The organism is Nocardia citri, from assembly GCF_054065835.1.
Window position 1 is genome coordinate 17,706 of the sequence record NZ_JBSUQM010000007.1, and the last position, 25,761, is coordinate 43,466.

General features: G+C 64.0%; 22 protein-coding genes. 16 read left to right on the forward strand and 6 right to left on the reverse strand.

Annotation, left to right across the window (positions count from 1 at the left end; translation table 11 throughout):
* The first annotated feature begins 59 nt into the window (after positions 1-59).
* The 4 genes from ACW2Q0_RS12770 (at position 60) to gatB (ending at position 4,807) form a co-directional block, all read left to right on the forward strand.
* Complete coding sequence (locus ACW2Q0_RS12770) at positions 60-1,094, forward strand: ATP-dependent 6-phosphofructokinase (protein ID WP_457189564.1); 1,035 nt, start codon at positions 60-62, stop codon at positions 1,092-1,094.
* Positions 1,095-1,159: 65 nt separating this feature from the next.
* Entirely contained in the window at positions 1,160-1,603 is a 444-nt protein-coding gene (locus ACW2Q0_RS12775) for a hypothetical protein (RefSeq protein ID WP_457189566.1), read from the forward strand.
* A gap of 168 nt (positions 1,604-1,771) precedes the next feature.
* Entirely contained in the window at positions 1,772-3,154 is a 1,383-nt protein-coding gene (locus ACW2Q0_RS12780; RefSeq protein ID WP_457189568.1) for an alpha/beta hydrolase family protein, read from the forward strand.
* A gap of 147 nt (positions 3,155-3,301) precedes the next feature.
* The gene (gatB, locus tag ACW2Q0_RS12785; protein WP_457189570.1) at positions 3,302-4,807 is read left to right on the forward strand and encodes an Asp-tRNA(Asn)/Glu-tRNA(Gln) amidotransferase subunit GatB; all 1,506 of its coding nucleotides are present in this window, start codon (positions 3,302-3,304) and stop codon (positions 4,805-4,807) included.
* Positions 4,808-4,864: 57 nt separating this feature from the next.
* On the opposite strand, the gene ACW2Q0_RS12790 is transcribed toward gatB, so the two are convergent.
* The gene (locus ACW2Q0_RS12790) at positions 4,865-5,971 is read right to left on the reverse strand and encodes a PQQ-dependent sugar dehydrogenase (RefSeq protein ID WP_457189572.1); all 1,107 of its coding nucleotides are present in this window, start codon (positions 5,969-5,971) and stop codon (positions 4,865-4,867) included.
* A 111-nt stretch (positions 5,972-6,082) separates the two neighbouring features.
* On the opposite strand from ACW2Q0_RS12790, the gene ACW2Q0_RS12795 reads away from it, so the two are divergent.
* Positions 6,083-6,970 (forward strand): DoxX family protein, encoded by an 888-nt coding sequence (locus tag ACW2Q0_RS12795; protein WP_457189574.1) that lies wholly within the window; start codon positions 6,083-6,085, stop codon positions 6,968-6,970.
* A gap of 192 nt (positions 6,971-7,162) precedes the next feature.
* On the opposite strand, the gene ilvD is transcribed toward ACW2Q0_RS12795, so the two are convergent.
* Both ilvD and ACW2Q0_RS12805 read right to left on the reverse strand, forming a co-directional pair.
* Positions 7,163-9,004: a dihydroxy-acid dehydratase gene (gene ilvD / locus ACW2Q0_RS12800; RefSeq protein ID WP_457189576.1), complete on the reverse strand. Its 1,842-nt coding sequence runs from the start codon at positions 9,002-9,004 to the stop codon at positions 7,163-7,165.
* A 333-nt stretch (positions 9,005-9,337) separates the two neighbouring features.
* Positions 9,338-9,994, reverse strand: coding sequence for a PH domain-containing protein (locus ACW2Q0_RS12805; RefSeq protein ID WP_457189578.1), 657 nt, complete (start codon positions 9,992-9,994; stop codon positions 9,338-9,340).
* A 331-nt stretch (positions 9,995-10,325) separates the two neighbouring features.
* On the opposite strand from ACW2Q0_RS12805, the gene ACW2Q0_RS12810 reads away from it, so the two are divergent.
* The 5 genes from ACW2Q0_RS12810 (at position 10,326) to ACW2Q0_RS12830 (ending at position 17,051) form a co-directional block, all read left to right on the forward strand.
* A complete protein-coding gene (locus tag ACW2Q0_RS12810; RefSeq protein WP_457189580.1) occupies positions 10,326-12,254 on the forward strand; it encodes an acetolactate synthase large subunit in 1,929 nt (642 codons plus the stop codon).
* A complete protein-coding gene (ilvN, locus tag ACW2Q0_RS12815) occupies positions 12,251-12,754 on the forward strand; it encodes an acetolactate synthase small subunit (RefSeq protein ID WP_457189582.1) in 504 nt (167 codons plus the stop codon). The genes ACW2Q0_RS12810 and ilvN overlap by 4 nt, the downstream gene beginning before the upstream one ends.
* Positions 12,755-12,983: 229 nt before the next feature.
* Positions 12,984-13,997, forward strand: coding sequence for a ketol-acid reductoisomerase (gene ilvC / locus ACW2Q0_RS12820; protein WP_457189584.1), 1,014 nt, complete (start codon positions 12,984-12,986; stop codon positions 13,995-13,997).
* 293 nt (positions 13,998-14,290) lie between these two features.
* Positions 14,291-15,616: a lipase family protein gene (locus tag ACW2Q0_RS12825; protein WP_457189586.1), complete on the forward strand. Its 1,326-nt coding sequence runs from the start codon at positions 14,291-14,293 to the stop codon at positions 15,614-15,616.
* Between the two features lie 274 nt (positions 15,617-15,890).
* The gene (locus ACW2Q0_RS12830) at positions 15,891-17,051 is read left to right on the forward strand and encodes an alkane 1-monooxygenase (RefSeq protein ID WP_457189588.1); all 1,161 of its coding nucleotides are present in this window, start codon (positions 15,891-15,893) and stop codon (positions 17,049-17,051) included.
* 53 nt (positions 17,052-17,104) lie between these two features.
* Here the strand turns inward: ACW2Q0_RS12830 and ACW2Q0_RS12835 are convergent, their stop codons facing one another.
* Positions 17,105-17,734, reverse strand: coding sequence for a TetR/AcrR family transcriptional regulator (locus ACW2Q0_RS12835; RefSeq protein ID WP_457189590.1), 630 nt, complete (start codon positions 17,732-17,734; stop codon positions 17,105-17,107).
* A gap of 102 nt (positions 17,735-17,836) precedes the next feature.
* Here ACW2Q0_RS12835 and ACW2Q0_RS12840 point away from each other — a divergent pair, with 102 nt between their 5' ends.
* A complete protein-coding gene (locus ACW2Q0_RS12840; RefSeq protein ID WP_457189592.1) occupies positions 17,837-18,298 on the forward strand; it encodes a nitroreductase/quinone reductase family protein in 462 nt (153 codons plus the stop codon).
* 463 nt (positions 18,299-18,761) lie between these two features.
* On the opposite strand, the gene ACW2Q0_RS12845 is transcribed toward ACW2Q0_RS12840, so the two are convergent.
* On the reverse strand, positions 18,762-19,076 hold the full coding sequence (locus tag ACW2Q0_RS12845; RefSeq protein ID WP_457189594.1) for a hypothetical protein: 315 nt from the start codon (positions 19,074-19,076) through the stop codon (positions 18,762-18,764).
* Positions 19,077-19,662: 586 nt separating this feature from the next.
* Between ACW2Q0_RS12845 and ACW2Q0_RS12850 the strand changes: the two genes are divergently transcribed.
* Together ACW2Q0_RS12850 and ACW2Q0_RS12855 are read left to right on the forward strand one after the other, a co-directional pair.
* Positions 19,663-20,232, forward strand: a complete 570-nt coding sequence (locus ACW2Q0_RS12850; RefSeq protein WP_457189596.1) for a DUF5919 domain-containing protein — start codon at positions 19,663-19,665, stop codon at positions 20,230-20,232.
* Positions 20,219-20,686 carry an NUDIX domain-containing protein gene (locus ACW2Q0_RS12855; protein ID WP_457189597.1) on the forward strand — a complete coding sequence of 156 codons (468 nt, stop codon included), beginning with the start codon at positions 20,219-20,221 and terminating at the stop codon, positions 20,684-20,686. Before ACW2Q0_RS12850 ends, ACW2Q0_RS12855 begins: the two co-directional genes overlap by 14 nt.
* Before the next feature lie 149 nt (positions 20,687-20,835).
* Here the strand turns inward: ACW2Q0_RS12855 and ACW2Q0_RS12860 are convergent, their stop codons facing one another.
* Positions 20,836-22,008 carry a DNA cytosine methyltransferase gene (locus ACW2Q0_RS12860; protein WP_457189599.1) on the reverse strand — a complete coding sequence of 391 codons (1,173 nt, stop codon included), beginning with the start codon at positions 22,006-22,008 and terminating at the stop codon, positions 20,836-20,838.
* Between the two features lie 253 nt (positions 22,009-22,261).
* Here ACW2Q0_RS12860 and ACW2Q0_RS12865 point away from each other — a divergent pair, with 253 nt between their 5' ends.
* The 3 genes from ACW2Q0_RS12865 (at position 22,262) to ACW2Q0_RS12875 (ending at position 25,739) form a co-directional block, all read left to right on the forward strand.
* The gene (locus tag ACW2Q0_RS12865) at positions 22,262-22,720 is read left to right on the forward strand and encodes a very short patch repair endonuclease (protein ID WP_457190051.1); all 459 of its coding nucleotides are present in this window, start codon (positions 22,262-22,264) and stop codon (positions 22,718-22,720) included.
* The gene (locus tag ACW2Q0_RS12870; protein ID WP_457189601.1) at positions 22,695-23,531 is read left to right on the forward strand and encodes an NgoMIV family type II restriction endonuclease; all 837 of its coding nucleotides are present in this window, start codon (positions 22,695-22,697) and stop codon (positions 23,529-23,531) included. Before ACW2Q0_RS12865 ends, ACW2Q0_RS12870 begins: the two co-directional genes overlap by 26 nt.
* A gap of 273 nt (positions 23,532-23,804) precedes the next feature.
* Positions 23,805-25,739: a hypothetical protein gene (locus ACW2Q0_RS12875; protein WP_457189603.1), complete on the forward strand. Its 1,935-nt coding sequence runs from the start codon at positions 23,805-23,807 to the stop codon at positions 25,737-25,739.
* The last annotated feature ends 22 nt before the right edge of the window (positions 25,740-25,761 follow it).

Sequence of the window (25,761 nt, forward strand, 5' to 3'; positions counted from 1 at the left end):
ACCCGGTGTTCACAGGGGTGCGGCCATGTCATCGCACGAAGCCGGGCAAGATATGCGCCATGCGCATCGGAGTCTTGACCGGAGGTGGCGACTGTCCAGGACTGAACGCGGTCATCCGTGCCGTCGTTCGCACCGCGAACGGACGCTACGGTGACGCGATCATCGGCTTCCAGGACGGTTGGCGCGGACTACTCGAAGACCGAAAGATCACCATTCAGAACGACGATCGCACCGACCGCCTGCTCACCAAGGGTGGCACGATACTCGGCACCGCTCGCACCAATCCCGACAAACTCCGTGCCGGACTCGACCAGATCAAGCGCACCCTCGATGACAATGGCATCGAGGCACTGATTCCGATCGGCGGCGAAGGCACGCTCACCGCCGCGAGTTGGCTCTCCGACGAGGCCGTCCCGGTGGTCGGGGTCCCAAAGACTATTGATAACGACATCGACTGCACCGACGTCACTTTCGGCCACGACACCGCGCTGTCCATAGCCTCGGAGGCTATCGACCGGTTGCACACCACCGCGGAATCGCATCAGCGCGTCATGCTGGTCGAGGTGATGGGCCGCCACGCGGGCTGGATCGCGGTGAACTCCGGCATGGCGGCGGGCGCGCACCTCACGCTGGTGCCCGAGGTGCCCTTCGATGTGGACGAGGTGTGCTCGATGATCAAGCGTCGCTTCCAGCGCGGCGACAAGCACTTCATCTGCGTGGTCGCCGAAGGAGCGCACCCGGCCCCCGATTCCGGATTCGCGTTGCGCGAGGGTGGTATCGACGAATTCGGGCACGAACGGTTCACCGGTGTCGCACAACAGCTCGGCACCGAAATCGAGCGGCGCATCGGCAAAGAGGTCCGCACCACGGTGCTCGGGCACGTCCAGCGCGGCGGCAGTCCGACCCCGTACGACCGGGTGCTGGCCACCCGCTTCGGTCTGCACGCCGCCGAAGCCGTGCACGCCGGACAATTCGGCCAAATGGTTGCGCTGCACGGCACTTCCATCGATTTGGTTCCATTGTCCGAGGCCACCAAGCAGCTCAAACGGGTTCCGACCGAGCGTTACCGTGAAGCGGAGGCATTTTTCGGCTGATTCCGGCGGTTCGTTGCACAATCGAGACCTGCGGAATTCCTTGTCGCACAGCTACTCTGGTCGTCGTGGCCCAACTCCAGGTATCCGACCTGCCCACCGATGCTGTTGCCGTGTTCCGCCGCCGTGCTCGCGTCGCGGGCATATCGATCGAAGCTCAGGTCCGTCGGGAACTGATCGCAATGGCGAACCTGCGAACTTCCGTGGACACGATCGTGGAATTCCTGGAATCCCAGGGCCGCGATCTGACCCCGCAATTCGACTCCGACGCCGTAACTCTCATCCAGGTCTACGATCTGCCCGCTGATGCCCTCGGCATGTTGGGCCGACGCGCCCGTGCCGCCGAACTTCCCCTCGGCGCCTACGTCCGGCGTGAACTCCTCGCCATCGCCCGCCGCGGCAGTGTGTCGGACGCGGTGCTGGAGCTTCAAGACACACAAGAAGACGACCCCACCCTCGAACTCGACATGAAGGCGATCGTCGCAGCAGTTCGGTACGCCCGCGGGACCTGAACCTCGCCCCGCCGGTGCGTATGCCGGAAGCGATCGAGATCAGGTGGAATCGATGGCGGCATCCGCCCGAGAAGCCGCCGCTACCGGTACCACCTGATCTCGATTCACCCGCGGATGTGTGCGTTCGAGTTCGTTCGGTATGGCTGTGCGGGTGGGTAGGGTTGCGGCATGCGCACTGGGCGATGGGTCGTCTCGGTTCTGGTTCTGATCGTTGCGTTGGTGGCGGGGTGTTCGTCATCGGATAGGGGCGGGACCCCGTCGGTGACCGGGGATTGGCACGGGTCTATCGAGGTGCCGGGCGAGCCGTTGGCGGTGGGGGTGAGTTTCGCCGATAACGGCAGCGCCACCATCGATATTCCGTTGCAGGGCGTGACCGGTGCGCAGCTGAAAGATGTTTCCGCCGAACCGGATCGGGTGGCATTCGCGATTCCGAATATTCCAGGCGATCCGGTGTTCGAAGGCACATTCGATAAGGGTGCCAATCGGATCATCGGTGAGTTCCGGCAAGCGGGTAAGAGCCTGCCGTTGACGCTCGAGCCGGGCAAGATCGAGCCGCCCGCGCGTCCGCAGGAGCCGAAACCGCCGTACCCGTACCATTCCGAAGACGTCACCTACCGCGACGGTGATATCACCATCGCGGGCACACTGACCCGGCCCGAGGGCAACGGTCCCGTCCCGGCAATTCTGCTGATCTCCGGCAGCGGCGCCCAGGACCGCGACGAAGAACTCATGGGCCACAAGCCTTTTCTGTTGCTCGCCGACACCTTCACCCGCGCGGGCTATGCCGTACTGCGCACCGATGACCGCGGCGTCGGCGGCACCAGCGGCAAACTCGACGACGCCACCTACCACGATCTCGCCGATGACGCGGCGGCCGGCGTGCGTTTCCTCCGTGCCCGCCCGGATATCGACCCGGCCCGCGTCGGACTGTTCGGCCACAGCGAGGGCGGCTACCTTGCACCGCTGGTGGCATCTCGTCCCGGCAGCGGCGTCGCCTTCGCGGTCCTGATGGCCGGTCCCTCGGTACCGGGTTGGGAGGTGTTGATCGAACAGAACCGCGCACTGCTCAGCGCGGCCGGCGCACCACGGTCCCGAATCGATGATCAGGTCGCCTACGTCACCGACTGGACCAATCTGGTCCGCTCAGGTGACCTGGCCGCGGCCAAGGATCTCGCCAACCGCCACAACGAATCCCTTCCGCCGGACCAGCGCGCCGCCGTGGAAACCCTCGACGCCTACAACACCATCTACATGGCGTCCCTTGTCACCTATGATCCGGCTCCCGCGCTCTCCGTTCTGCGTATCCCGGTCCTCGCCTTTTTCGGCACCAAGGATATGCAGGTCCTGGCCACCCAGAACGAACAACCGATGCGCGAGCGTCTGGCCGCCGACCCGGATGCCACCGTCCACGTCTTCGCCGGCCTCAACCACCTCATGCAGCCCGCCGACTCCGGCCTCCCCAGCGAATACAACACCATCGAAACCACCATCGCCCCCGATGTCCTCACCTACACCACTACCTGGCTGAACCAACACACCCAACCGCACTAGCCCCGCCATCGCAGATCCGGTGAGCACCTCACACAAGCTCTACCTCGTGCGAGGTGCGCACTGGTTGTGCGACGGCCCGACGTGGACGCGAGGCCGGCGACTGACCACTTGGCGGGGGGCGGCGGGCGGGTCAATAGACTGAGCGTTATGAGTGCACCCACCGTCGACTTGATGGACTATGCCGATGTCATCGACCGGTTCGAGCCGGTGCTCGGTATGGAGGTTCACGTCGAGCTGAACACGGCCACCAAGATGTTCTGCGGATGCCCGACCGAGTTCGGCGCGGAGCCGAATACCCAGGTGTGCCCGGTGTGCCTCGGTCTGCCGGGCTCGCTTCCGGTGGTGAACGAGCAGGCCGTGGCGTCGGCGATCCGGATCGGGCTGGCCCTGAATTGCGCGATCACCCCGTGGGGCCGGTTCGCGCGCAAGAACTACTTCTACCCGGACCAGCCGAAGAACTATCAGATCAGCCAGTACGACGAGCCGATCGCCACCAACGGCCACCTCGACGTGGTGCTGGACGATGGCAGCACCTTCCGCGTCGAGATCGAGCGCGCGCATATGGAAGAGGACACCGGCAAATCCACCCACATCGGTGGCTCCACCGGCCGCATCCACGGCGCGAGCCACTCGCTGCTGGACTACAACCGGGCCGGCGTGCCGCTCATCGAGATCGTCACCAAGCCGATCACCGGTGCCGGGGAGCGGGCGCCGGAGGTGGCGCGCGCCTACGTGACCGCGCTGCGCGAGGTCCTGAAGTCGCTGCAGGTCTCCGACGTCAAAATGGAGCAGGGCTCGCTGCGCTGCGATGCCAACGTTTCGCTGATGCCCATCGGCGCAACGGAATTCGGGACCCGCACCGAGACCAAGAACGTCAACTCGCTCAAGAGCGTCGAGGTCGCGGTCCGCTTCGAAATGCGCCGCCAAGCCGCCATTCTTGCCGACGGCGGTTCGATCGTGCAAGAGACCAGGCACTTCCACGAGGGCGACGGCACCACCTCGCCCGGTCGCCGCAAGGAGACCGCCGAGGATTACCGCTACTTCCCCGAGCCGGACCTGGAACCCGTTGCGCCTGCCGAGGATTGGGTGGAGCAGCTGCGCGGCACGATTCCGGAATACCCGTGGCTGCGCCGTGCGCGCATCCAGTCCGAGTGGGGCCTATCCGACGAGGTAATGCGCGACCTGGTGAACGCCGGTGCACTGGATCTGATCATCGCGACCGTTGATGCGGGTGCGCCAGTCAACGAGGCCCGCTCGTGGTGGGTTGCCTACCTCACCGAGAAGGCCAAGGAGCGTGAGGTTTCCCTGGAGGAACTGCCGATCACGCCCACGCAGGTGGCGGAGGTGATCAAGCTCGTGGAGTCGAAGACGGTGAACAACAAGGTCGCCAAGCAGGTCGTCGACTTCGTGCTGGCGGGTGCGGGCGATCCGGCGAAGATCGTCGAGACCAAGGGCCTCGGCATGGTCAGCGATGAGACCGCGCTGCAGGGGGAGGTGCAGAAGGCATTGGCGGCCAATCCTGATATCGCCGACAAGATTCGCTCGGGCAAGGTCCAGGCCGCCGGCAAGATCGTCGGTGACGTCATGAAGGCGACGCGTGGCCAAGCCGACGCGGCCCGTGTGCGTGAGCTAGTGCTCGCGGCCTGCGCCTGAGTTTCGGCTGCCACCAACGAAACTGGACCGGTCCCGGGGACCGGTCCAGTGCGTTCGCTAGTCCGGTCCGGTGCCCTTTGATGGTGGCGGGATCTTGATCACCCGATCGTCGAAGGGGCCATGATTATCGTCATTGTTGACGGTGGTCGCCCAGATGGTGCCGTCCGCACCGGCCGCCGCACCGCCGAGCCTGCCGTACTTGTCCTGCACGGTGAATGTCGGCGCCGCGGTGATCGCATGGGTGTTCGCATCCGGGGTCGCGATTGCCAGCGCCTTCGCCCCGGACATCGCGATCGCCACCACGTCGGGTCCCGCCGCACAACCGCCGACGCCGGGGCGATCGGGCCAGGTCCACGCGGTGGTGACGGTCCCGTCCCGACCCAGACGCTGCAGACGATCCTCGGTCGGGGTGCGGTCGGTGATCCAGACGCTGTCCTTACCGTCGTCGCACAGATCGCCCGCCGTGCCCAGGCCCGAAACCACGACCTCCGCATTGGCTCCCGGCGCCGGTGAATTGATCCGCAGCACCTTGCCCGCCAGCGATGACGGCGCACTGGCCAAACCGGGATTGCCCGCGTCCCCGGTCAACACCAGCAGCTCGGTCGGCGAGATGAATTCCAGCGCACCGTGATTGCCGACGGACCCCTTCGGAATCCCGGTCAGAATGGGTTTCGGCGCGCCGTTTTCCGCGATCCGCACCACCCGGTTATCGGATCCGGTGGTGATATAGGCGTAGATGAGTCCGTCCTCACTGTAGCTCGGCGATAGGGCGATATCGGAGATGCCGCCGTCGCCGGAGCCGTCCACATCCACCTGACCCACCAGTATCGGCGGCGACTGCGGATCGCTCGGATCCACCGCGACAGTCTTGTAGATGCGTCCGGTGCGCCGCTCGGCGACCAGCGCGTCCTCGCCGAGCGAGATGATGCCGGCGGTGGAATCCAGGCAGGTCGTGATCACATTCGGATCCGGATCGATGCATGGACCGGTCGGTCGCGGACGCTGCGAAGGGTTCTGCTGCGGCGATTTCGGTTCGGCAGGGTTGAAGGTCGGTTCGGGTGTGAACGGGCTGGAGGCGGAATCGTCGAACCGAGCGCAGCCGACCAGCAGAACGGTGCCGAGCGCCAAGCTCAGGGCGATACGCCCCGCGACAACCAAACTCATGGTTCAGACGTTACGGAAACCGCGACCGATGTGCTGCTCCGGGTCGATATACGGACACGCCGTCGCCTCGAGACCGCGCGCGCCGACGCGCGGGCGCATAGGGTATCGACCGTGACCGAAGAGCCGAAAGACACGTCCGCGCCCAAAACCGCGGGCGCGGCAGCGCCAACGGATGAGCAGTCGACGGTGTCGTCCACCGGTCGTGGCGTGACCAGTCCCTACGATTCACCCACCGGCGTGTTGCCCCGGTTGACTTCCGATACCGCACCGATCGGCCCCCATTCGGTCAAGGATGTGCCGCGCACCGAGGAGGAACTCGGCCTCGATCCGGAGCTCCCCTCGGTCGGCGAGCAGACCAGGGCGAACGAAGCCGCGTCCTACTCTTACTCCTACGCCAGCATTCCGCCCGTCCCGAACCCCTCCGGTGGTGAGCCGAGCCGCCCTCTGCGCCGCCGCAATGGCGACAACCGCCGCGGCACCCTCGATCTCGGACTGTTCTTGCTGCGCCTCGTCGTCGGCGCTACCTTCATCTACCACGGTCTGCAGAAGCTCACCGGCTGGTTCCACGGACCGGGGCTGGATGGCACCCGCGACATGATGGCCTCGGGTGGCTGGGATCACGCGACCCTCTCGACCATCCTGGTCATCGCCGGTGAGGTCGGTGGCGGTGGTCTGCTGGTGCTCGGGTTGGCCACTCCGCTCGCCGCGGGTGCGGTGCTCGCGGTGATCATCGACGCGTGGCTGTGGAAGCAGGGCATGATTCCCGGCTTCCAATACAAGTCTTCGGTGACCAGCGGCGTGGAACTGGAGTCCATTCTCGCGGGCACCACCGTCGTCCTGCTGCTGACCGGCCCAGGCCGCCTGTCCTTCGACCGCAACCGCGGCTGGGCCACCCGCCCCGCCTACGGTTCCTTCATGGTCCTCATCTTGGCCGTAGCCGCCGCCATCGGCACCTGGTACTGGCTGCACGGCGGCAACCCACTGACCGGCATCGGCTAATCCGCCTCCCCGAATATTCAGGCCATACGAGTCGGGTGTCGTGAGACCTGCGTTCAGGTCGCGGCAGGTGCTTGGTCGAGTTCTGGGCGTGCCCGGTGAATTACCCGTGTCCTCGCGAAATCGGCTGTTGCTGAACCAAGAACGACGTCCCACATCAATCGATGCGGGACGCCGTTCCAGTGTGTCGGGGTATTACGGCACGCGCCGGACTGCGCCCTTGTCGGCGGAGGTCGCCAGGGCGGCATAGGCGCGCAGCGCGGTGGTCACCGGACGCACGCGGTCGACCGGCTGCCAAGGCCGTTCGGACGCTTCCATTTTCGCGCGGCGCTCGGCCAGTACGGCCTCGTCGACGAGCACCTCGAGGGTGCGGGTGGTGACGTCGATGCGGATCTGGTCGCCGTTTTCGATCAGGCCGATGGCCCCGCCACTGGCGGCCTCGGGCGACATGTGGCCGATCGACAGACCGGAAGTACCACCGGAGAAGCGACCGTCGGTGATCAGCGCGCACTCCTTGCCGAGGCCCGCACCCTTCAGGAAGGCGGTGGGGTGCAACATTTCCTGCATACCCGGCCCGCCCGCGGGACCCTCGTAGCGGACCACGATGACATCGCCCGGCTCGATCTTCTTGCCGAGGATCGCCGAAACGGCCTCTTCCTGGGATTCCACGACCACGGCCGGACCCTGGAAGGTGAACAGTTCCTCGTCGATACCGGCGGTCTTGAGCACCGCACCGTCGGGCGCGATATTGCCACGCAGCACGACCAGCCCGCCCTCCTTGGTGTAGGCGTGCTCGAGATCGCGAATGCAGCCGCCCGCAGCATCGGTATCCAGCGACGACCACCGGTTGCTGGTGGAGAACGGCTCGGTGGTGCGCACCCCACCCGGTGCGGCGTGGAACAGTTCGATCGCTTCCTCGGATGCCTTGCCGGAGCGGATATCCCAGGTATCGAGCCATTCGTCGAAGCTCTTGGTGTGCACGGTGGTGACATCGGTTTCCAGCAGTCCGGCCCGGCGCAACTCGCCGAGGATGGCCGGAATGCCACCGGCCCGGTGCACATCCTCCATGTGGTAGTCGGAGTTGGGCGAGACCTTGGACAGCGTCGGCACTCGACGGCTGGTCTCCTCGATGGTCTGCAGATCGAAGTCGATCTCACCCTCCTGCGCGGCGGCCAGGGTGTGCAGCACCGTATTGGTGGAACCGCCCATCGCGACGTCCAGCGCCATCGCATTGCGGAAGGCCTTGGCATCGGCCACATTCCGCGGCAGTACCGAGGCATCGTCCTCGCGGTACCAGCGATTGGCGATGTCGACGATCACCGTGCCCGCCTTCTCGAACAGCGCGCGGCGGGCGTTATGGGTGGCCAGCGTGGATCCATTGCCGGGCAGGGCGAGTCCGAGTGCCTCGGTGAGGCAGTTCATCGAATTCGCGGTGAACATGCCCGAGCAGGAGCCGCAGGTCGGACAGGCGCTGCGCTCGACCTCGGACAGGCCGTCCTCGCTGACGTTCATATTGGCGCTGGCCGCGATCGCGGTGATCAGATCGGTCGGCGCCTGTGCGACACCGCCCACGACCACGGCCTTACCGGCCTCCATCGGCCCGCCGGAGACGAACACGGCCGGAATGTTCAGGCGCATGGCGGCATTGAGCATGCCGGGGGTGATCTTGTCGCAGTTGGAGATGCACACCAGTGCGTCGGCGGTGTGCGCGTTGACCATGTATTCGACCGAATCGGCGATGATTTCGCGCGAGGGCAGCGAGTAGAGCATGCCGCCGTGGCCCATCGCGATGCCGTCATCGACGGCGATGGTGTGGAATTCGCGCGGTACGCCACCTGCGGCGCGCACCGCGTCCGCGACGATCTCGCCGACATTCTTCAAATGCACGTGGCCGGGTACGAACTGCGTGTAGGAGTTCGCGATGGCCACGATCGGCTTACCGAAGTCGGTGTCGGTCATACCGGTGGCGCGCCAGAGCGCGCGCGCGCCCGCGGCATTGCGGCCGATGGTGGTTGTGCGTGAACGAAGCGGTGGCATGTGGATCCTCAGGAGGTCGCGGGGGCTGATGTGCGACTGCGCGGAGTCCGCTCATCGAGCGAAATCAACGACCGCCCACGTTACTCCCGCGCGTGGGCGGGTCTTTCGCGGTGGTCGACGTGCTGATCGCCATCGGTCTGTGGTTCGGGATGTGTCGCCGCGCAGTTGGTCGTCGGCGCGGACGGTGTCATCGGTTGTGTCGTTCCGGCACCGTCGGGTATCACTGGTCCGGTGCGTGCGGGCGAGGATTGTCCGTCCGACGCGGTCACCAGATCGTGCGTCCGGCAGCGAGCCTACCGGGCGGCGGTCACCATTCTCGTCGCCGGTGAACCGCTAAGAATCGGCGTCGGGCGCCTCAGCCCCGGAATTGGGGGCGTCGGTTTCGGACTCGCGCGCCTTGGCCGCGGAGTTCGGCGCGTGGGTCTCGGAGTCGCCCGCCTCGCTCTCGACGGCAGATGCTTGGGCGTCGGCGCCAGACGCCGCGGCCTTGTTCGTCTCGGCCTCCCGCGCCGCCGCCTCGGCTGCGAACAGATCCGGAATCCGGCCGTTCGACGCGCGGATCAGCTCACGCAACCGGTCGTAGCTCACCGCGGGCAGCTTCACCTCGGTGTCGTCGGTGAGATGCGCGCGCACGAACCCGCGCTTGGGAATGCTGACACCGGCGACCTGTGCCCAGTCGAGATGGCGCGAACCGAAAACCGTGCGCAAGTCCAGTCCGTCCTCGGACACCGTGGTGCGGGTGCGCTCGATCCACACCGCTGCCACGACCGGGAGCAGCAGTAGCCACCACAGCCCGATCGGCCAGCCGGCGAAGGCGATGAAGGCACCGAGCAGCAGCACGACCACACCGAGGTGGGCCATCTGCGTGATGCGGATGACCTGCACCGTCTGCTTCGGCTCGGTCGGTTCCGGTGAACTACCCGTCTCCGATCCCGCCGCAGGCGTGTGGGACGATTTAGCCGGTGGCACGGACTGATGCGGTGATGACACACCACCATCCTCGCATCATGGTGAACGGACTCGAGCACCCGCTCGGTCTCACATAATGAGACCTGTTTGACTGATCGACTCGCGCGCACATACCGTCATGCGCGTGAATCGAAACGAGTTGCTCGTAATCGGTCGGCGCGTCCAGCGTTGAGCCTGACTACCTGAGTCGAATACGTCAGCTCGCGTTGCGACGCGCCACCCTCGAACAGCCATGCGCTGTCGGGGGCTTTTTTGTGTTCGGGACAAAGTCCTGGCATGTGGCCGCTTCGCAAAGCACCACGTGCAAGCACAGTTGTCCGGGGTCTAGAACGAACAGTGAGGAACGAAGACGGTGAGTGCACCAACCGCACGGCCCGGGCCCTCGGCCCGCAGGTCGGCGCCTTCGGCGAATCAGCAGGCCGCGCCCACTGGCGGTCCGGCGACCGCGGCGAACCGCCGCCAGGTCCCGCCCGAGCGGGTCACCGGCGCGCAGTCCGTCGTCCGCTCCCTCGAGGAGCTCGGCGTCGATACGGTATTCGGCATTCCCGGCGGCGCGATTCTCCCGGTCTACGACCCGCTCTTCGATTCCACCAAGGTTCGTCACGTCCTCGTCCGGCATGAGCAGGGCGCGGGCCACGCGGCCACCGGTTATGCCCAGGCCACCGGCAAGGTCGGCGTCTGTATGGCCACCTCGGGTCCCGGTGCGACCAACCTGGTCACTCCGATCGCCGACGCGCAGATGGACTCGGTCCCGATCGTCGCGATCACCGGCCAGGTCGGGCGCGGACTGATCGGCACCGACGCCTTCCAGGAAGCCGATATCTCCGGCATCACCATGCCGGTCACCAAGCACAACTTCCTGATCACCGAGGGCATCGACATCCCGCGCATCATCGCGGAGGCCTTCTATCTGGCTTCGTCCGGCCGTCCAGGCGCGGTGCTCGTCGATATTCCGAAGGATGTGCTGCAGGCGCAGACCACTTTCAACTGGCCGCCGGAGATGCGGCTGCCCGGCTACCGTCCGGTGACCAAACCGCACGGTAAGCAGGTGCGCGAGGCCGCGCGAATGATCTTGGAGGCCAAGCAGCCGGTGCTCTATGTCGGCGGCGGTGTGATCAAGGCCGATGCCGCGCCGCGGCTACTGGAACTTGCCGAGCTGACCGGCATCCCGGTGGTCACCACCCTGATGGCACGCGGTGCATTCCCGGACAGCCACCAGCTGAATATGGGTATGCCCGGTATGCACGGCACCGTCGGCGCTGTCGCGGCGCTGCAGAAGTCCGATCTGCTGATCACCCTCGGCGCGCGTTTCGACGACCGGGTCACCGGTCAGCTGGATTCCTTCGCGCCCGACGCCAAGGTGATCCACGCCGATATCGACCCGGCCGAGATCGGCAAGAACCGGCACGCGGACGTCCCGATCGTCGGTGACTGCCGTGAGGTGATCGGCGAACTCATCGAAACGCTGAAGGCCGATCCCTCCGGCGCGCCGAAGCTGGATCTCACCGACTGGTGGCAGTATCTCGACGGCATCCGCAAGAGCTACCCGCTCGGCTGGACGACGCCTAGCGACGGCTCGCTGTCGCCGGAATTCGTCATCGAGGCGCTGGGCCGCCTGGCCGGACCAGATGCCATCTACTGTGCGGGCGTCGGCCAGCACCAGATGTGGGCCGCCCAGTTCATCAAGTACGAAAAGCCGCGCACCTGGCTGAATTCCGGTGGTCTCGGCACCATGGGCTACGCCGTTCCGGCCGCCATGGGCGCCAAGATGGGCGCGCCGGACAAAGAGGTGTGGGCGGTCGACGGCGACGGCTGCTTCCAGATGACCAACCAGGAGTTGGCCACCTGTGCCGTCGAGGGCGTGCCGATCAAGGTCGCGTTGATCAACAACGGCAACCTCGGCATGGTCCGTCAGTGGCAGACCCTGTTCTACGAGGAACGCTACTCGAACACCGATCTGGGCACGCACACACTGCGCATCCCCGATTTCGTCAAACTCGCCGAAGCCCTCGGCTGCCATGGCATCCGGGTCGAGCGCGAGCAGGACGTGGAGGCCGCGATCCGCGAGGCACAGTCCATCAACGACCGTCCCGTGGTGATCGACTTCATCGTCGGCAAGGACGCCCAGGTGTGGCCGATGGTCGCCGCGGGCACGAGCAACGACGAGATCATGGCCGCGCGCGGCATCCGCCCGCTGTTCGATGAGGACGAGCAGGCTTCCGAGCCCGCCGTTATCCATGAGGCGATGTCGCACGAGAAGAACAAGGGGACCGACGCATGAGTACGACGCACACCCTCAGCGTGCTTGTCGAGGACAAGCCGGGCGTGCTGGCACGGGTCGCGGCGCTGTTCTCCCGCCGCGGCTTCAATATCGAGTCGCTGGCGGTCGGCGGCACCGAGATCCCGGAGATCTCGCGCATGACCATCGTCGTCACCGTCGAGGACCTGCCGCTCGAGCAGGTCACCAAACAGCTCAACAAGCTGATCAATGTCATCAAGATCGTGGAGCAGGACGCCGACACCTCGGTCGCCCGCGAACTGATCCTGGTGAAGGTGCGTGCCGACGCCAGCGTGCGGACTCAGGTCATCGAGGCGGTTACGCTCTTCCGTGCGAAGGTGATCGACGTATCGCCGGACGCGCTCACCGTCGAGGCGACCGGAACCCGGTCCAAGCTCGACGCGCTGTTGCGGATGCTCGAGCCGTACGGCATCCGCGAGATCGTGCAGTCCGGCGTAGTTGCCGTGGGCCGTGGGCCGAAGTCCATAACAGCGGCTCGCTGACGCTCGCCGCTATGGCGGCGCTGTGTCATTGGACCAGCCCGAACGGGCTGGTCGTTAGGGCCTGATCTGTCGATTACAGCGACGAGCTAGTCTTGGCTGCGATCGACTGTCGGTGTCCTGCGCTCCCCGTGCAGGCGGGGGATCCGAATTGATCCGAATAAATCAAACTCAAGCTCTGCGTGAGCAGGGTGCTCCCCGCCTCAGGCGGGGATGATCCGGGAAGGAACCAATGGCAGTCGAGATGTTCTACGACGACGACGCCGACCTGTCGATCATCCAGGGCCGCAAGGTCGCTGTCATCGGCTACGGCAGCCAGGGCCACGCGCACTCGCTGAGCCTGCGCGACTCCGGCGTCGAGGTGCGCGTCGGCCTCGCCGAGGGTTCGAAGTCGCGGCCGAAGGCCGAAGAGGCCGGTCTGACCGTCGGCACCCCGGCGGAGGTTTCCGCCTGGGCCGACGTGATCATGCTGCTGGCCCCCGACACCGCTCAGGCGGCGATCTTCACCAACGACATCGAGCCCAACCTGAAGGATGGCGACGCGCTGTTCTTCGGTCACGGTCTCAACATCCACTTCGGCTTGATCAAGCCTCCGGCCGATGTGACCATCGGCATGGTCGCGCCGAAGGGGCCGGGTCACCTGGTGCGTCGCCAGTTCGTCGACGGCAAGGGCGTGCCGGCGCTGATCGCGATCGAGCAGGACCCGAAGGGTGAGGGCCAGGCACTGGCGCTGTCCTACGCCAAGGGCATCGGCGGCACCCGCGCCGGCGTCATCAAGACCACCTTCAAGGAAGAGACCGAGACCGACCTGTTCGGTGAGCAGGCCGTGCTCTGCGGTGGTACCGAAGAGCTGGTCAAAATCGGTTTCGAGGTCATGGTCGAGGCGGGCTACGCGCCGGAGATGGCCTACTTCGAGGTGCTGCACGAGCTCAAGCTCATCGTCGACCTGATGTACGAGGGTGGCATCGCCCGCATGAACTACTCGGTTTCCGACACCGCCGAGTTCGGTGGCTACCTGTCGGGTCCGCGGGTCGTCGACGCCGACACCAAGAAGCGCATGCAGGAAATCCTGCGCGACATCCAGGACGGCAGCTTCGTCAAGCGCCTCGTCGCGAATGTCGAGGGTGGCAACAAGGAGCTCGAGGCGCTGCGCAAGGCCAACGCCGAGCACCCGATCGAGGTTACCGGCGCCAAGCTGCGTGGCCTGATGAGCTGGGTCGACCGCCCGATCACCGAAACCGCGTAATATCCGCGAACGCTACAGTGGCCCATCCCGATTCGTCGGGGTGGGCCACTGTCGATTGGGCCGGCCGCGCAATTGCCGCGACCGCATACTCGAAAAATATCGGCCTCGATCGACGCTGGTAATCGGGAAGTCTTGAACCGACGCCGAAATGGGCCTCGGTGTCGGCGGGGTTCGAGGCCGTCGCGTATAGGCGTTTTTCGTCGGGATTCACGGAAAAACAATACTTCCGGAGATACCCTCTCTATCCATTCTAGATGGCATGGGTACCCAAATCGCAGGAAGGATTGGAAATCGTGCGCAGCCGAATTATTGGATTGGCCGCAGCTTTGACGGGAACCCTCGTAGTGGTGGGCGGCGGGGCGGTCGACCCACCACACGCATCGACGCAACCGCCGGGGCAGCAAACGGTCGCGGAGGACGGTGATTTCTACCTTCCGCCGCCGGCGCTACCGGACGGGCCGGGCACCATCGTTCGTGCCGAACCGGCACAGATGGCTATGTCGGCGCCCGGACAGCCGGGATTGATGCCCGCGGTGGCGACCCGCATGATGTACGTCAGCCGCGATACCCACGATGCGCCTACGGCGGTGGTCGGCACATATCTGCAGCCGACCATCCCGTGGACCGGCCCGGGCGAGCGACCGCTGATCGCGTACGCGGGTGGTACCAAGGGGCAGGGCGATCAATGCGCGCCCTCGAAGCTGATGTCGCAGATCGTCCAGCTCCAGCCTCCGTTGGACATAATCTTCGAATACGACCTGGTGGCAATTCGTTCGCTGCTCAACCGCGGTGTGGCGGTCGTGGTGACCGACTATCACGGCCTCGGCACACCCGACGTGCACGACTATCTCAACCGGAAGGCGCAAGCCTACGCGGTGTTGGACTCCGCGCGCGCCGCCCTGCAGTTGCCGGGCACCGGTCTCAACCCCGGCTCGCCGGTCATCCTCTACGGGTATTCGCAGGGCGGTATGGCCTCTGCCGGTGCGGCCGAACTGCAATCGAGCTACGCGCCCGACCTGAATGTACGCGGCGCCTATGTCGGTGGGCCGGTGGTGGACGATGAATACTTCATCGGATTCAACGACGGCCGCGCCGATTTCGCACCGGCAATCGCCTGGATACTCAATGGTATTGCCGCTGACTACCCGGAAACTCGTCCCGAAATCGACGCCGAACTCAACGACCTCGGCAAGGCGATTCTGCAGGAATCGCTTGGCAAATGCGCGGTGCCGGTAGGACTTGCCCAGGAGCATGGGCACACGTCCGAATGGACCACCAGCGGAGAACCGCTCACCGCCGTCATCGATCGGTCCCCGGCGTTGCGGTCGGCATTCGCCGAGCAGCGTATCGGTACCCGCGCCCCGGCCGTTCCGGTACTTGCCGCCTCGGCCATCAACGACCAGGGAGCGCCATTCGCGCCGGTGCACGAAGTGGCTGCCAGTTGGTGTGGTGGCGGAGTACCGGTTCAGTTGGAAGCGAACGCCGAAATTCCCCCCGCATCCGGACTCGTGGGCACCCACGTGGTTGCCTTCTTCCCGTCACTGGTGGCATCGCAGCAGTGGTTGACCGATCGGCTCGCGGGCATGCCCGCCCCATCCAATTGCGCGGCGTTGCCTTAGCACCGTGACTTTCGGTGCGCAATGCCCGGCGGCAAACCGATGCCAGGCCGAAACGTGCCGCCGGGCACGCTGATTCGAGTACCGCGTTCGATCTCCCGGCTGTGGCGGACGATGTACCCCCATCGGCTGCGGAAATTCGTTAGGTCAGAAGGTTGATTTCGGCAGATTGCTGGCAGTCGGCGCGGGCCCAGCTATTCTGAAGCGACAGTTTCGCCGCAACGGATTTCAGCGGCCGCACCCCCTGTCGGCGTTGTTCTGCTGGAGGTCTGAGGCTATGTCGATCTTCAAGAGTACAGAAAGACGCGACCCCAAGCGGTATCTGTGGATACTGGGGTTGATCGCTCCGATCAGCGCGGTATCGCCTTCGCAACTGGTGGCCCGTACGGGCCTGGAAATGTTCTGGTGGATCGGTCCGATCATTGTGCTCGTGGTGATCCCGCTGCTGGACTGTGTGATAGGAAGTGACGGGAGCAATCCGCGCGACGAGGACTACGAGGCCTTGTCCAACGATCGCTACTACCGTTGGTGCACATACCTTTTCCTGCCGCTACAGTTCATCGGCCTGTTGATCGCGGGATATCTCTGGTCGAGATCCGCACTGAGCGTATCCGACAAGCTGGGTTTGGCCGTGACGCTCGGGTTCGCGTCTGGCATCGGCATCAATGCCGCCCACGAACTCGGCCATCGAGTCGAGCATCACGAGCGTTGGCTCGCGAAAATCGCACTGGCGCAATCGGGATATGGGCACTTCTTCGTCGAGCACAACCGTGGCCATCATGTGCGCGTCGCGACGCCGGAAGATCCGGCCAGTGCCCGATTCGGCGAATCCCTATGGGAGTTCCTGCCCCGCAGTATGTTCGGCGGCTTCCGGTCGGCCCTCGTTTTGGAGCGTGAACGCCTATCCCGTAAGGGAAAACGCTGGTTCAGCCCGGACAATCATCTGCTGCAGGCCTGGTCGATGAGTGCCGCGCTGTTCGGCACGTTCATCCTCGTCTTCGGGCCGGTGGTGATCCCGTTTCTGGCACTGCAGGCGCTGATCGGCGCGTGGCTGCTCGAGACGGTGAACTACGTCGAGCATTACGGACTGCTCCGCCAGCGCGGACGCAATGGCAACTACGTGCGCTGCACCCCGCGTGACAGTTGGAATAGTGACCATCTGGTCACGAACGTATTCCTGTTCCATCTACAACGTCACAGCGACCACCACGCGAATCCGGGCCGCCGCTACCAGACCCTGCGCAGCTCTGATCAGGCGCCACAACTACCTGCCGGCTACGCAACCATGATCCTGTTGGCCATCATCCCGCCGATCTGGCGCGCGGTCATGGACCGTCGCGTGCTGGCCCATTACGGCGGCGATATCAGTCTCGTCAACACCAAACGTCGAAGCAGTCGTCAACAAGTCTCCGCTCGCTCCGCCCGATACGTCCATTGACGCCACATCGGCGATGACCATGGCGACAGGCGCGTCTCGCATGCGCGTCGGTGTCAGCCGAGGATCGGCATAACCGTGTCGACAATGGATTCTGTCCTGGGCAGCGCCGCGACCACGTCGGGTGGGCTCAAATGACGCTGCAGCGCTCGTTGGTGCGCCGCGCCGACCAGGAGCAATGCCGCGGCTCGCAGATCCACCGTTTCGGAAATCTCCGAGTCGGTGTGCTGCATTGACAAGTGCGTGACGACAGCGTCGACCGCACGATGCGGCCCGATATCCAGTTCCCGACTGCGCTGCGCAAACTTCGCGCGCAACTCCACATCCGACTGCACCGCGGCCAGCACCGGAATGGCATCCCAAAAGAACTCCTCCAATGCCTCGAGAAGCGCCACCAGCCCCGCCCGTAGCCCCTGCTGCTCCGCGACCTCCCCGAGCACATCCTTCACCGGCCGCAAATGCCGCTGAATCACCGCCTGCAACAACCCCATGCGATCCCCGAAGTGATAGAAGATGCTCGACTCGGCCACCCCCGCCCGCTTGGCAACCTCCTTCGTGGACAACCGAGCCACCCCCGCCTCCACCAAAATCTCCTGCGCCGCAACCACAACCGACTCCCGCACTCCGGTCGATGGCCGCCCTCGCTGCCCGCGCGTCGACCGTGCACCATCCGCAGCTTTCGCCACCGCGACCTCCTCATCGCACCGATCAACCCTTGCGGTATTCCCCGCCCGGGCGTATTTTCTGAGTATCTACTCAGTAATTATCCCACCAGCGGAGTCATCCTCATGACTAGCACCAAAACCCCCAGCACCCAATCCCGCATCCAACGCACCGGTGACGCCATCGTCCGCTTCATCCTCCGCTCCCCACTACACCCCGTACTCAGCAAAAAGCTCCTCATCATCACCGTCTCCGGCCGCAAAACCGGCCGCGAATACGCCAACCCCGTCGGCTACGCCGAACACGAAGGCCACCTCCTGATCGGCACCGCCGCCAACTGGCGCCACAACCTGATCCCAGGCGTCCCCGTCCGAATCCACCTCCGCGGCAGAGATATCCAAGCCACCCACGAAGTAATCACCGACGAACCCCAAACCGCCACCCTCTACCGCGAAATCCTCACCCAAAACCCAACCCACGGCCGCTTCGCCAAAATCCACTTGAACCCCGATGGCACCGTAAACCTCCCCTCCCTCCGCACCGCCCTATCCCGCGGCACCGCCGTAGTCCGCCTACAGCCCCTGTGATCAGTCATGATCTTCGGCACCGCCACCAACGACTCGGCCAACTAGTCCGAATCCATCGTCTTGGTGTCGATCGAAATTGCCAGAGCCCTCTTGTCGGCATCCGATCCGCTGACCGTGAAGGCCTGCCGTGCGCCTCGCCGAGACGTACCGAAGCTGTCGGCCATTAGCCTGCCGCAGGGTCAGAGAATCACCTGGTGCGTGCGTTGCGCGCAGCTTATGAGCGGGCTGGCGTTCATCTACGGGAACGATCACGATTATTTGTCTTCGTCCATGTCGCTGCCGGAGATCGGCCAGCCATCCTCGCCGACTTCACACCACGAACCGTCCGCACGACGGAGCACTGGGCGGCTGTCCGAAGGGGCATGTTGCAGCCTCTCGAAGGTGTCCTCATGGAACAAGGCGAGTAGTGCCTTTACTGACGGCGCGATTGCGTTCGTAGGACACGGGAACTCGGGCATCGGACCTACGTTCCCGGCGTTCTGCGGTTGATACCGCCGGGATTCAGCAATGCCGCCCAGTAGTCGTGCTGTAGGGCGTCCCACAGATCGCTGTGCTTGGGAAGCAATTGCCGCGCATCGGCCAGATCGAGGTGGCCGTCGAAAATGATCGTTCCTGGTTGCGCCGCTGGGAGCGGCATCTTGGACGGCAGGCGATGTGCAATGAACGATTCGGGAATCAGCTGCACACGCAGGATGCGGGTGCTGCACCCGATCAGCTGCCACACCGCTACCTTGTTTCCGTCTCGGGTTTGCGTGGTCCGCAACGCGGTTTTCTGCATGATTACGCCCCACGATCACGGCGTCCGGTGCCGGAACCGCCGGTACTTGGGCACTGAGCTGGCGGGGTCGCCCACTGCGCAACGGCGGCGGCAACGCGCGACACGAATTCGACTGGAGGTGGAGTGATAGCCCGCGACGGTACGCGGTACCGACCCCGAATACGTTGCGGCAGTTCTCTACTCATCGAGGCTCCCCTGGTGGTTCCTGTTGTCGTGTTGTTCAAAGACAGTCGACAACGGCCTTGGCTCACTGCCTGGGGACTGCTGTCGGCGCGACTGTCGGGCACGACTTCAGCGTCGATCAGTTGCAGGGGCGTTCCTACTGCGTTTCGAGGACGTTTGGGACGCTTCACGATAAAGTCCCTGCTGTCCCGAGGGCGGAGGTCGGCGTACCGTGAATCATGCTTTGCGACAGGCCATGGCGAGAGCCAAGATCACCGAACGACAGCTTGCCGAAAGATGTGAAGTCGACACCAAAACAGTTAATCGGTGGTTGGCAAATCCCACGCGCGTACCGCACGCCCGTCACCGTTGGGTGGTATGCGAAGTACTCGAAGCTGAGGAGGCAGTCTTGTGGCCTTCGGCTGTGCGGCTGACCCTGAAGACCGGGCCGGATCGCGAAGTCGTTCAAGTCTTTCCCTATCGATCCGCCGCGCCGGCCTCGCTGTGGCGATCGTTGATCACCAAAGCCAGCCGTGAGCTGACGTTTGGGGGCTACACCAACTACTTCTTGTGGCTGGAACAAGCCAATCTGGCCGATATCCTTCGCCGCAAAGCCTCGAACGGATGCCGCATCCGCTTCCTGATCGGCGACCCGAATGATGACGTAACCCGAGCCCGCGAGCGCGAAGAGAATGTCCCACTGACATTGTCGACGCGTATTGCGGTGACTATCGGCGAACTGCACAAGCTGCGGGGAGTGGACAGCATCGAGGGCCGTTTCACGAACGGGCATGTCAGCCTGTCGGTCTTTCGGTTCGACCACGACATGATCGTTACACCGATTCTCGCGAGACGCGTCGGACATGACTCGCCGATGTTCCATCTCAGACGTGAGCAAGACGACGGCATGTTCGACCGATTCTCCGATCATGTCGAAGAGTTGTGGTCCCGAGGCCGCAATATTTGGGAGGCAATCGAACATGGCAAGACGTGATTACGAGAACGATCCCAATGCGCCCGAAGCGAATAGCCTCGTTCCTGCAGCTTCGGTCGTCGTAGTAAACGACACCGGTCAGATCCTGCTGCAGCGTCGGGTGGACAACGAAATGTGGGCATTGCCGGGGGGAAAGATGGAACTGGGCGAATCACTCGCGGAGTGCGGTATCCGGGAGACCAAGGAAGAAACTGGCATAGATATCGAAATCATTGGGATCGTCGGCACCTACACGAACCCCGGCCATGTGTTTGCCTACGATAATGGTGAAGTGCGACAAGAGTTTTCGATATGTCTCCTCGGGCGGCCACTCAGCGGAACTATCCGCGTGTCCGATGAATCGACGGAAGTGGCCTGGTTCGATGCAGGTGAAATCGACACGCTCCCAATGGTTGCGAGTATTCGCAAAAGGATTGATGACTGGCGATCTGGCAAGGCGCCTATCGTCAGGTAGTGTCGCAATTCAGGGCCTTGATCAGATTATTTGACTTGATCGGCTGATCGGCAGGATTGCTTGGCGGTCGGTGATTTGGCCCGGGGTCAGATAGTGCTGAAGTACCCGGAGGCACTGGCAGTGTCGGCTCCGTCATCGCATAACGTGTGTCAATTCTTCTGGTCGCGCTCTTGCGCTGCCTTCAGTACCTCAATGATCGATTTACCTACCGCCTTGGCCACTGGTGGCGGGAAAGCATTGCCTACCTGCCGGTACTGTGCCGTCTTCCCGCCGGAGAAATCCCATTCGAGCGGGAATCCCTGAATGATGGCGGCTTGTCGTACGGTGAGCATCGGCCCATCAGGGCCGAAAAGATCACGATCTTCGGTCTGCTTCTCTGCGCAGGTTTCGATGTCGTTGGCAACACCCATGCCCGAGATTCCCAGTTGCTTCCACGCTGCTTTCGCTCGGCTGGGTCCGAGATCTGCGCCGCCATGCTTCTTTGATCCGCCAACGAGCGTAGGCGCGATACCTCCACCCTTACCTTTGAGTTCGGCATCGCGATCGTGCGCCTTCTTACGCCACTGTTCGAAAGCTGCGCGGGCTCGCTCCGAGTGAACTCCCTTGAAGTAGGGTTCGAACCGCTTACGCATCGACGGTTCAAGGCTTTCTAGAACGCTAACCGGCTCCTCATGCGTAGCTGTGGGCCATTCGTACTTGAGGTCTGTAATGACGTCGTTGCGAAACGCGACGAGGATGGCGCGGGGTCGAAGTTGCGGCACTCCGAACTTGCTGGCCTCTAAGACTTCCCACTTGCAGACGTCGTAGTCGAGGTCTTCCAGTTGCGTTTTGATCCATTTGCGATAGTCAGAAAATTTTGGATCCTTGATCCCGCGAACGTTTTCGATCATTACTGCCCGCGGCTCAAGGATCCCGACCAGTTCCAACATTCGGGGGAAAAGGTCTCGGTCGTCGTCCTTACCCAACTGCTTGCCTGCGTGCGAGAACGGCGGGCACGGCACACCACCAGCCAGGAGATCTAGCTTGCGCGGCTTTAGCAGGTCGGGGCTCTTCTTCAGGGCCTCGTAGGGATAAAATCCCTTTATATCGGCCTCAATGATGTCGCAGTGCTCCCTTTCCCATGCCCACAACTCGTGGTCGTTGATGTTTAGCTCGAGGGTCTGGACCGCATGTTGGTCGATCTCGACCAGCGCCAAATGGCCAAAGCCTGCCTGATGCAGACCGACGGCTTGACCGCCCGCGCCGGCGCAGATCTCGATCGACGTGAATTCGGGCTCCGCTGCCGTTATGGTGGTGCGCTTGGACGCCGCTCTGCGGGTCATGGCCGCGCCCCGTCGCCGCAAGTCGGCAGGGACGCCTTCCAGTCCACCATCATCACCGCGCCCCCGAGGATCTGTTTGTCGGCGTAACTCTCTAAGGCGCCAAGGTCGGTCACGCGGATGCCTTTCGATGCGGTTGCCAAGGTCGAGCAGTGATGGGTGCGGGAGTATCTTTCCGTACGACACCCGCCTGCCTCGAACCGGGACAGATGTGACTAAGGGACGACCGGAAGAAGCGAGAAGGAGGGCCCATGAACTGGGCCTCTATCCCGCCCCTATCAACGAGGGGCGTTCTCGGAATATGCGAGCCAATCGCCGCACTGACACCAAACCGGAGATTGCGCTGCGGAGCGCACTGCATCGGTTGGGGTATCGGTATCGGAAAGATCTCAAACTCGACCTCGGATCGATGAAGGTCCGGCCCGACATTGTCTTCACGGCTCGTAAGGTCGCGGTCTTCGTAGATGGCTGCTTCTGGCACGTCTGTCCGCAGCACGGTCGCCAGCCGACGACCAACGAATGGTATTGGGCGCCAAAGCTTCGTAGGAACATCGAACGCGACCGTGCTGCGGACGTTGCGCTGGAAGAGGCTGGTTGGCGAGTGGTCCGCCTGTGGGAGCACGAGACTCTGGAGAATGCTGTGACTGCAGTAACCAGCGTCTTGAAGGGCGGATCCGAACATGTGAGCGATGATATGGGATCGATGGGAAGTTGATCGAGAGACGCTCCGACGCGTTAGATTGCCAGTTGTGGGAGCACCGTTCAGAACCGAGCTGTTGGGGTGGAAGCCGAGCAAGAAGAATAAGCTCGGCTGGAAGTGGGTCCCCAACTCTGCTGACATCGACAACGCAACGAGCTTGCGGCTGGCAGCGCATGTTCTCGAGCGGCTCGGTGACCCGAACCCGAACTCAACCGCAGCGGAACCTGCTGTGCCGCCTCCGAACCCAGGCGTGCTACTCGAGGCACAAGTACTTGCGAACTTGGCCACCCAAATGCCGGCAATGGATCCCCGCCGGGAGTGGGAGTTTGCCCGCGGGCAGAGCATCGTCAGGTATGCCCAATACCAGCATCTGGCTGGTGTGGACGCCGCGATAGCCCAAGATCCGAATCTCCGGGTGACGCTCGGAACCGACTACCTGATCAAGCCTGATGTGCTGGTCGGGCTGTGCGGAACATCGACTGCCACAGGGCACACGTGGCTACACGCTGCGATCGCCTGTAAGTGGACGATTCGCTCCGACCGAGTTCAGAACATTCGCCACGAGAACAGCAACATGATCAGGCACAGGCGCGGACGTTTGCCGCACCTGGTGACGGTGACGGCCGAACCACTGCCTACGCGGCTTGCCGCGATCGCACGTGGAACAGGTGAGGTCGATGCGACCTATCACATCGCCTACGACGAGTTGGCTGATGCCGTTGCTGCACACGGTAGTTCGGAACAGCAGTCTGCGTGGGAAGAGGTAACCAAGCAGGGACGGCTGCTCGACTACCGGAACTTGGCGAGGTCATTGGTGGACTGGTAACCCCGTTGGCTGCACGGGCTCTCTATCCCTGGCCACCGGCGACACCGCAGATCCTGCATGCCCCGCCGTCGCGTTGCGACCAGTCCGCCTATCTGTAAGGGTCTATGACAGCGGGTCGACAGTTCTTGATGCGTATTGAGATTCGCGGGAACCGTCGGAGGCGAATCGGCGTACAACGAATTATGAGTTCAGAAAAGGGAGGATCCGCTGGAGCGTGGGCAGCCTCCCGTGAGTGCCGGAAAGGTGTCGGCCACCACTACTACCGTGAGGCGCATGCCAAGAGCCGCCGATCTGAGCCTGCCGCCCGAGTATCTTCGCTGGCAGGAACGGCTTGCCCGAGAGTTCTTCGAGGGGCGTGAAGGCCAGCCCATCGTGATGTTCGTCGGCCTCGACGATCTACAGCGCCTGGTAGATCCCAGCGAGGATCCGGTGCGCGCGCTGGCCGGTGCTGTCAAGTGCCTGGTCAACATCAACCACGGCGTGTCGATGTTCTCCCAGGTGCTACGCGCCGAGGAAGTCTGGCGTCAGGGGCCGCAGGACCAGCCGCCCCCGACGCTACCGGTACTGGCACTCAGCGTGCTCGCCGCCTCGGAGATGCGGAACGACGCCTCCGGCGCACGTCACAACTACTACATTCGTCTGGCTCGGATGCTGCTGCCTGACGGTTCCGATGCAGAGGTCGAGACGCTCCGGCTGTACCTGCGTGAACGCAGCGCCTTCACCGACGTGGCCAGAATGTGGAAGCGGATCCACCACTGGCTTGGCGAGCAGGCAGGAGCCTTCGGGACCTCGACGATTCCAGAGAACCCAGAGCGGAGCCGCATCGGCTACCCGCTGTCGCAGGCGTTGGTCAGGCACAGCGACCGGGCGGCGCTGACGCGGTTCTTTGACCGCATGCACCTGACCCAAGTCGGCGTCCCCTCGTCCGAGGCGCTGCTGGCCCTGTTGAAGGTATGGACCCACCACCGTTCGCACAGCTTTAGCGACCGCTTCATGGAGGTACTGGACGACCCCGATGTCCTGGACTACCTGCGCCCGCTCATTCACGAGCTCGCCGTCGCCTGGGACGGCAAGGTCATAACAACCGAGGGTCTTCGGCGGCTGGAAATCTGTCTCGCCCTTGACCTCGACCGCGGCAGTGCTTGGTGGGTGATCCCGGCTGTGGCCCACCCACAGGGGGACATCCTGACCGGTACGACCGGTGGTACGGACTTCAGTGTGCTCATCACGCCCGATCCATACAGCTCGATGTTCGAAACAGAGGGGCTGCCGGCCGTAACCCCGGAGACGATGACCCACGGCCTGACTGCGCGCGGCAGCCGCTGTATGGCGGAGTTCCAGCCGTCGCGCTTCCTCGTCATGGCGGATAACGCAGACGCCGGAGGCTGGACGACAGTCGATGCGGTCCAGGCGTACGAGGAACACGTTTTCGTCGCCGCGCGGGACGTCCGGCCGATGGTCGAGCGCGCCTTGAAAGTGGCAGCGGACTCCGGCTGGAAGCGCATGAGCGACCAGATCGCCTCCGAGATGTTCGACGGCTACTCCATCTACTATGGGGTCACCTTCTCGGATCGTGAAGCGCTGGAGTCGGCGATGCGGCTGCTGCCCGCCTCGCTCGCCGCCAACATACGCCTCGGCACCACCGCGCGCCCGCGCCTGATCAACGGGCTGCCGCTCCACCGCAACCTGAGCCGGAACACATACCTGGCGGGCGGTGAGCCTGACTTGGAGCTGCCCGTCGGTGCGGATCCGCGCGACGTCGAGGTGGCGCTCGACGAGGACCGGACCCAGGTCTTTCGCGCGTCCATGTTCCCCATTCCGTTCAGTCGGTTCGGCCCATACGAGGAAGGCGACCACTCCATCGGCGCCGACGGGGAGACGCTCACGTTCGTGGTGCGTCGGGGTTCCGGAGACATCTACGAGCCCCCAGGGGTCGGCAGGCTGTCTTGGAGGGGCGGCGACCTAGTGTTGTCCGACGAGCGGGGTGCCGTCTGCGGCGCCTGGACAGCCGAACCCGATGAACCGGAGGTCGTGCTGGTCAGGCGTGGTGGGGTTGAGAACTGGGTGGTTGATCGCGCCGGGCGGGTGATCGCGCTTGAGGAACCGGCCGTGCCCAATTTGCCCCCGGTGTCCCCTTCATGTACTTCGAGGTCCGCCGGGACCGAGGTGCGTGGCTGCTGCAGAAGCGTTCGAACGGATGGCAGGTGACACGCCTGCGGCCCGCTGAACC

Bases quoted from the DNA above. Each gene is read 5' to 3' on its own strand.
- ACW2Q0_RS12770 (WP_457189564.1), top strand. From the start codon at position 60: ATGCGCATCGGAGTCTTGACCGGAGGTGGCGACTGTCCAGGACTGAAC.
- ACW2Q0_RS12780 (WP_457189568.1), top strand. From the start codon at position 1,772: ATGCGCACTGGGCGATGGGTCGTCTCGGTTCTGGTTCTGATCGTTGCG.
- gatB (WP_457189570.1), top strand. From the start codon at position 3,302: ATGAGTGCACCCACCGTCGACTTGATGGACTATGCCGATGTCATCGAC.
- ACW2Q0_RS12790 (WP_457189572.1), bottom strand. From the start codon at position 5,971: ATGAGTTTGGTTGTCGCGGGGCGTATCGCCCTGAGCTTGGCGCTCGGC.
- ilvD (WP_457189576.1), bottom strand. From the start codon at position 9,004: ATGCCACCGCTTCGTTCACGCACAACCACCATCGGCCGCAATGCCGCG.
- ilvN (WP_457189582.1), top strand. From the start codon at position 12,251: ATGAGTACGACGCACACCCTCAGCGTGCTTGTCGAGGACAAGCCGGGC.
- ilvC (WP_457189584.1), top strand. From the start codon at position 12,984: ATGGCAGTCGAGATGTTCTACGACGACGACGCCGACCTGTCGATCATC.
- ACW2Q0_RS12830 (WP_457189588.1), top strand. From the start codon at position 15,891: ATGTCGATCTTCAAGAGTACAGAAAGACGCGACCCCAAGCGGTATCTG.
- ACW2Q0_RS12840 (WP_457189592.1), top strand. From the start codon at position 17,837: ATGACTAGCACCAAAACCCCCAGCACCCAATCCCGCATCCAACGCACC.
- ACW2Q0_RS12845 (WP_457189594.1), bottom strand. From the start codon at position 19,076: ATGCAGAAAACCGCGTTGCGGACCACGCAAACCCGAGACGGAAACAAG.
- ACW2Q0_RS12855 (WP_457189597.1), top strand. From the start codon at position 20,219: ATGGCAAGACGTGATTACGAGAACGATCCCAATGCGCCCGAAGCGAAT.
- ACW2Q0_RS12860 (WP_457189599.1), bottom strand. From the start codon at position 22,008: ATGACCCGCAGAGCGGCGTCCAAGCGCACCACCATAACGGCAGCGGAG.
- ACW2Q0_RS12870 (WP_457189601.1), top strand. From the start codon at position 22,695: ATGATATGGGATCGATGGGAAGTTGATCGAGAGACGCTCCGACGCGTT.
- ACW2Q0_RS12875 (WP_457189603.1), top strand. From the start codon at position 23,805: ATGCCAAGAGCCGCCGATCTGAGCCTGCCGCCCGAGTATCTTCGCTGG.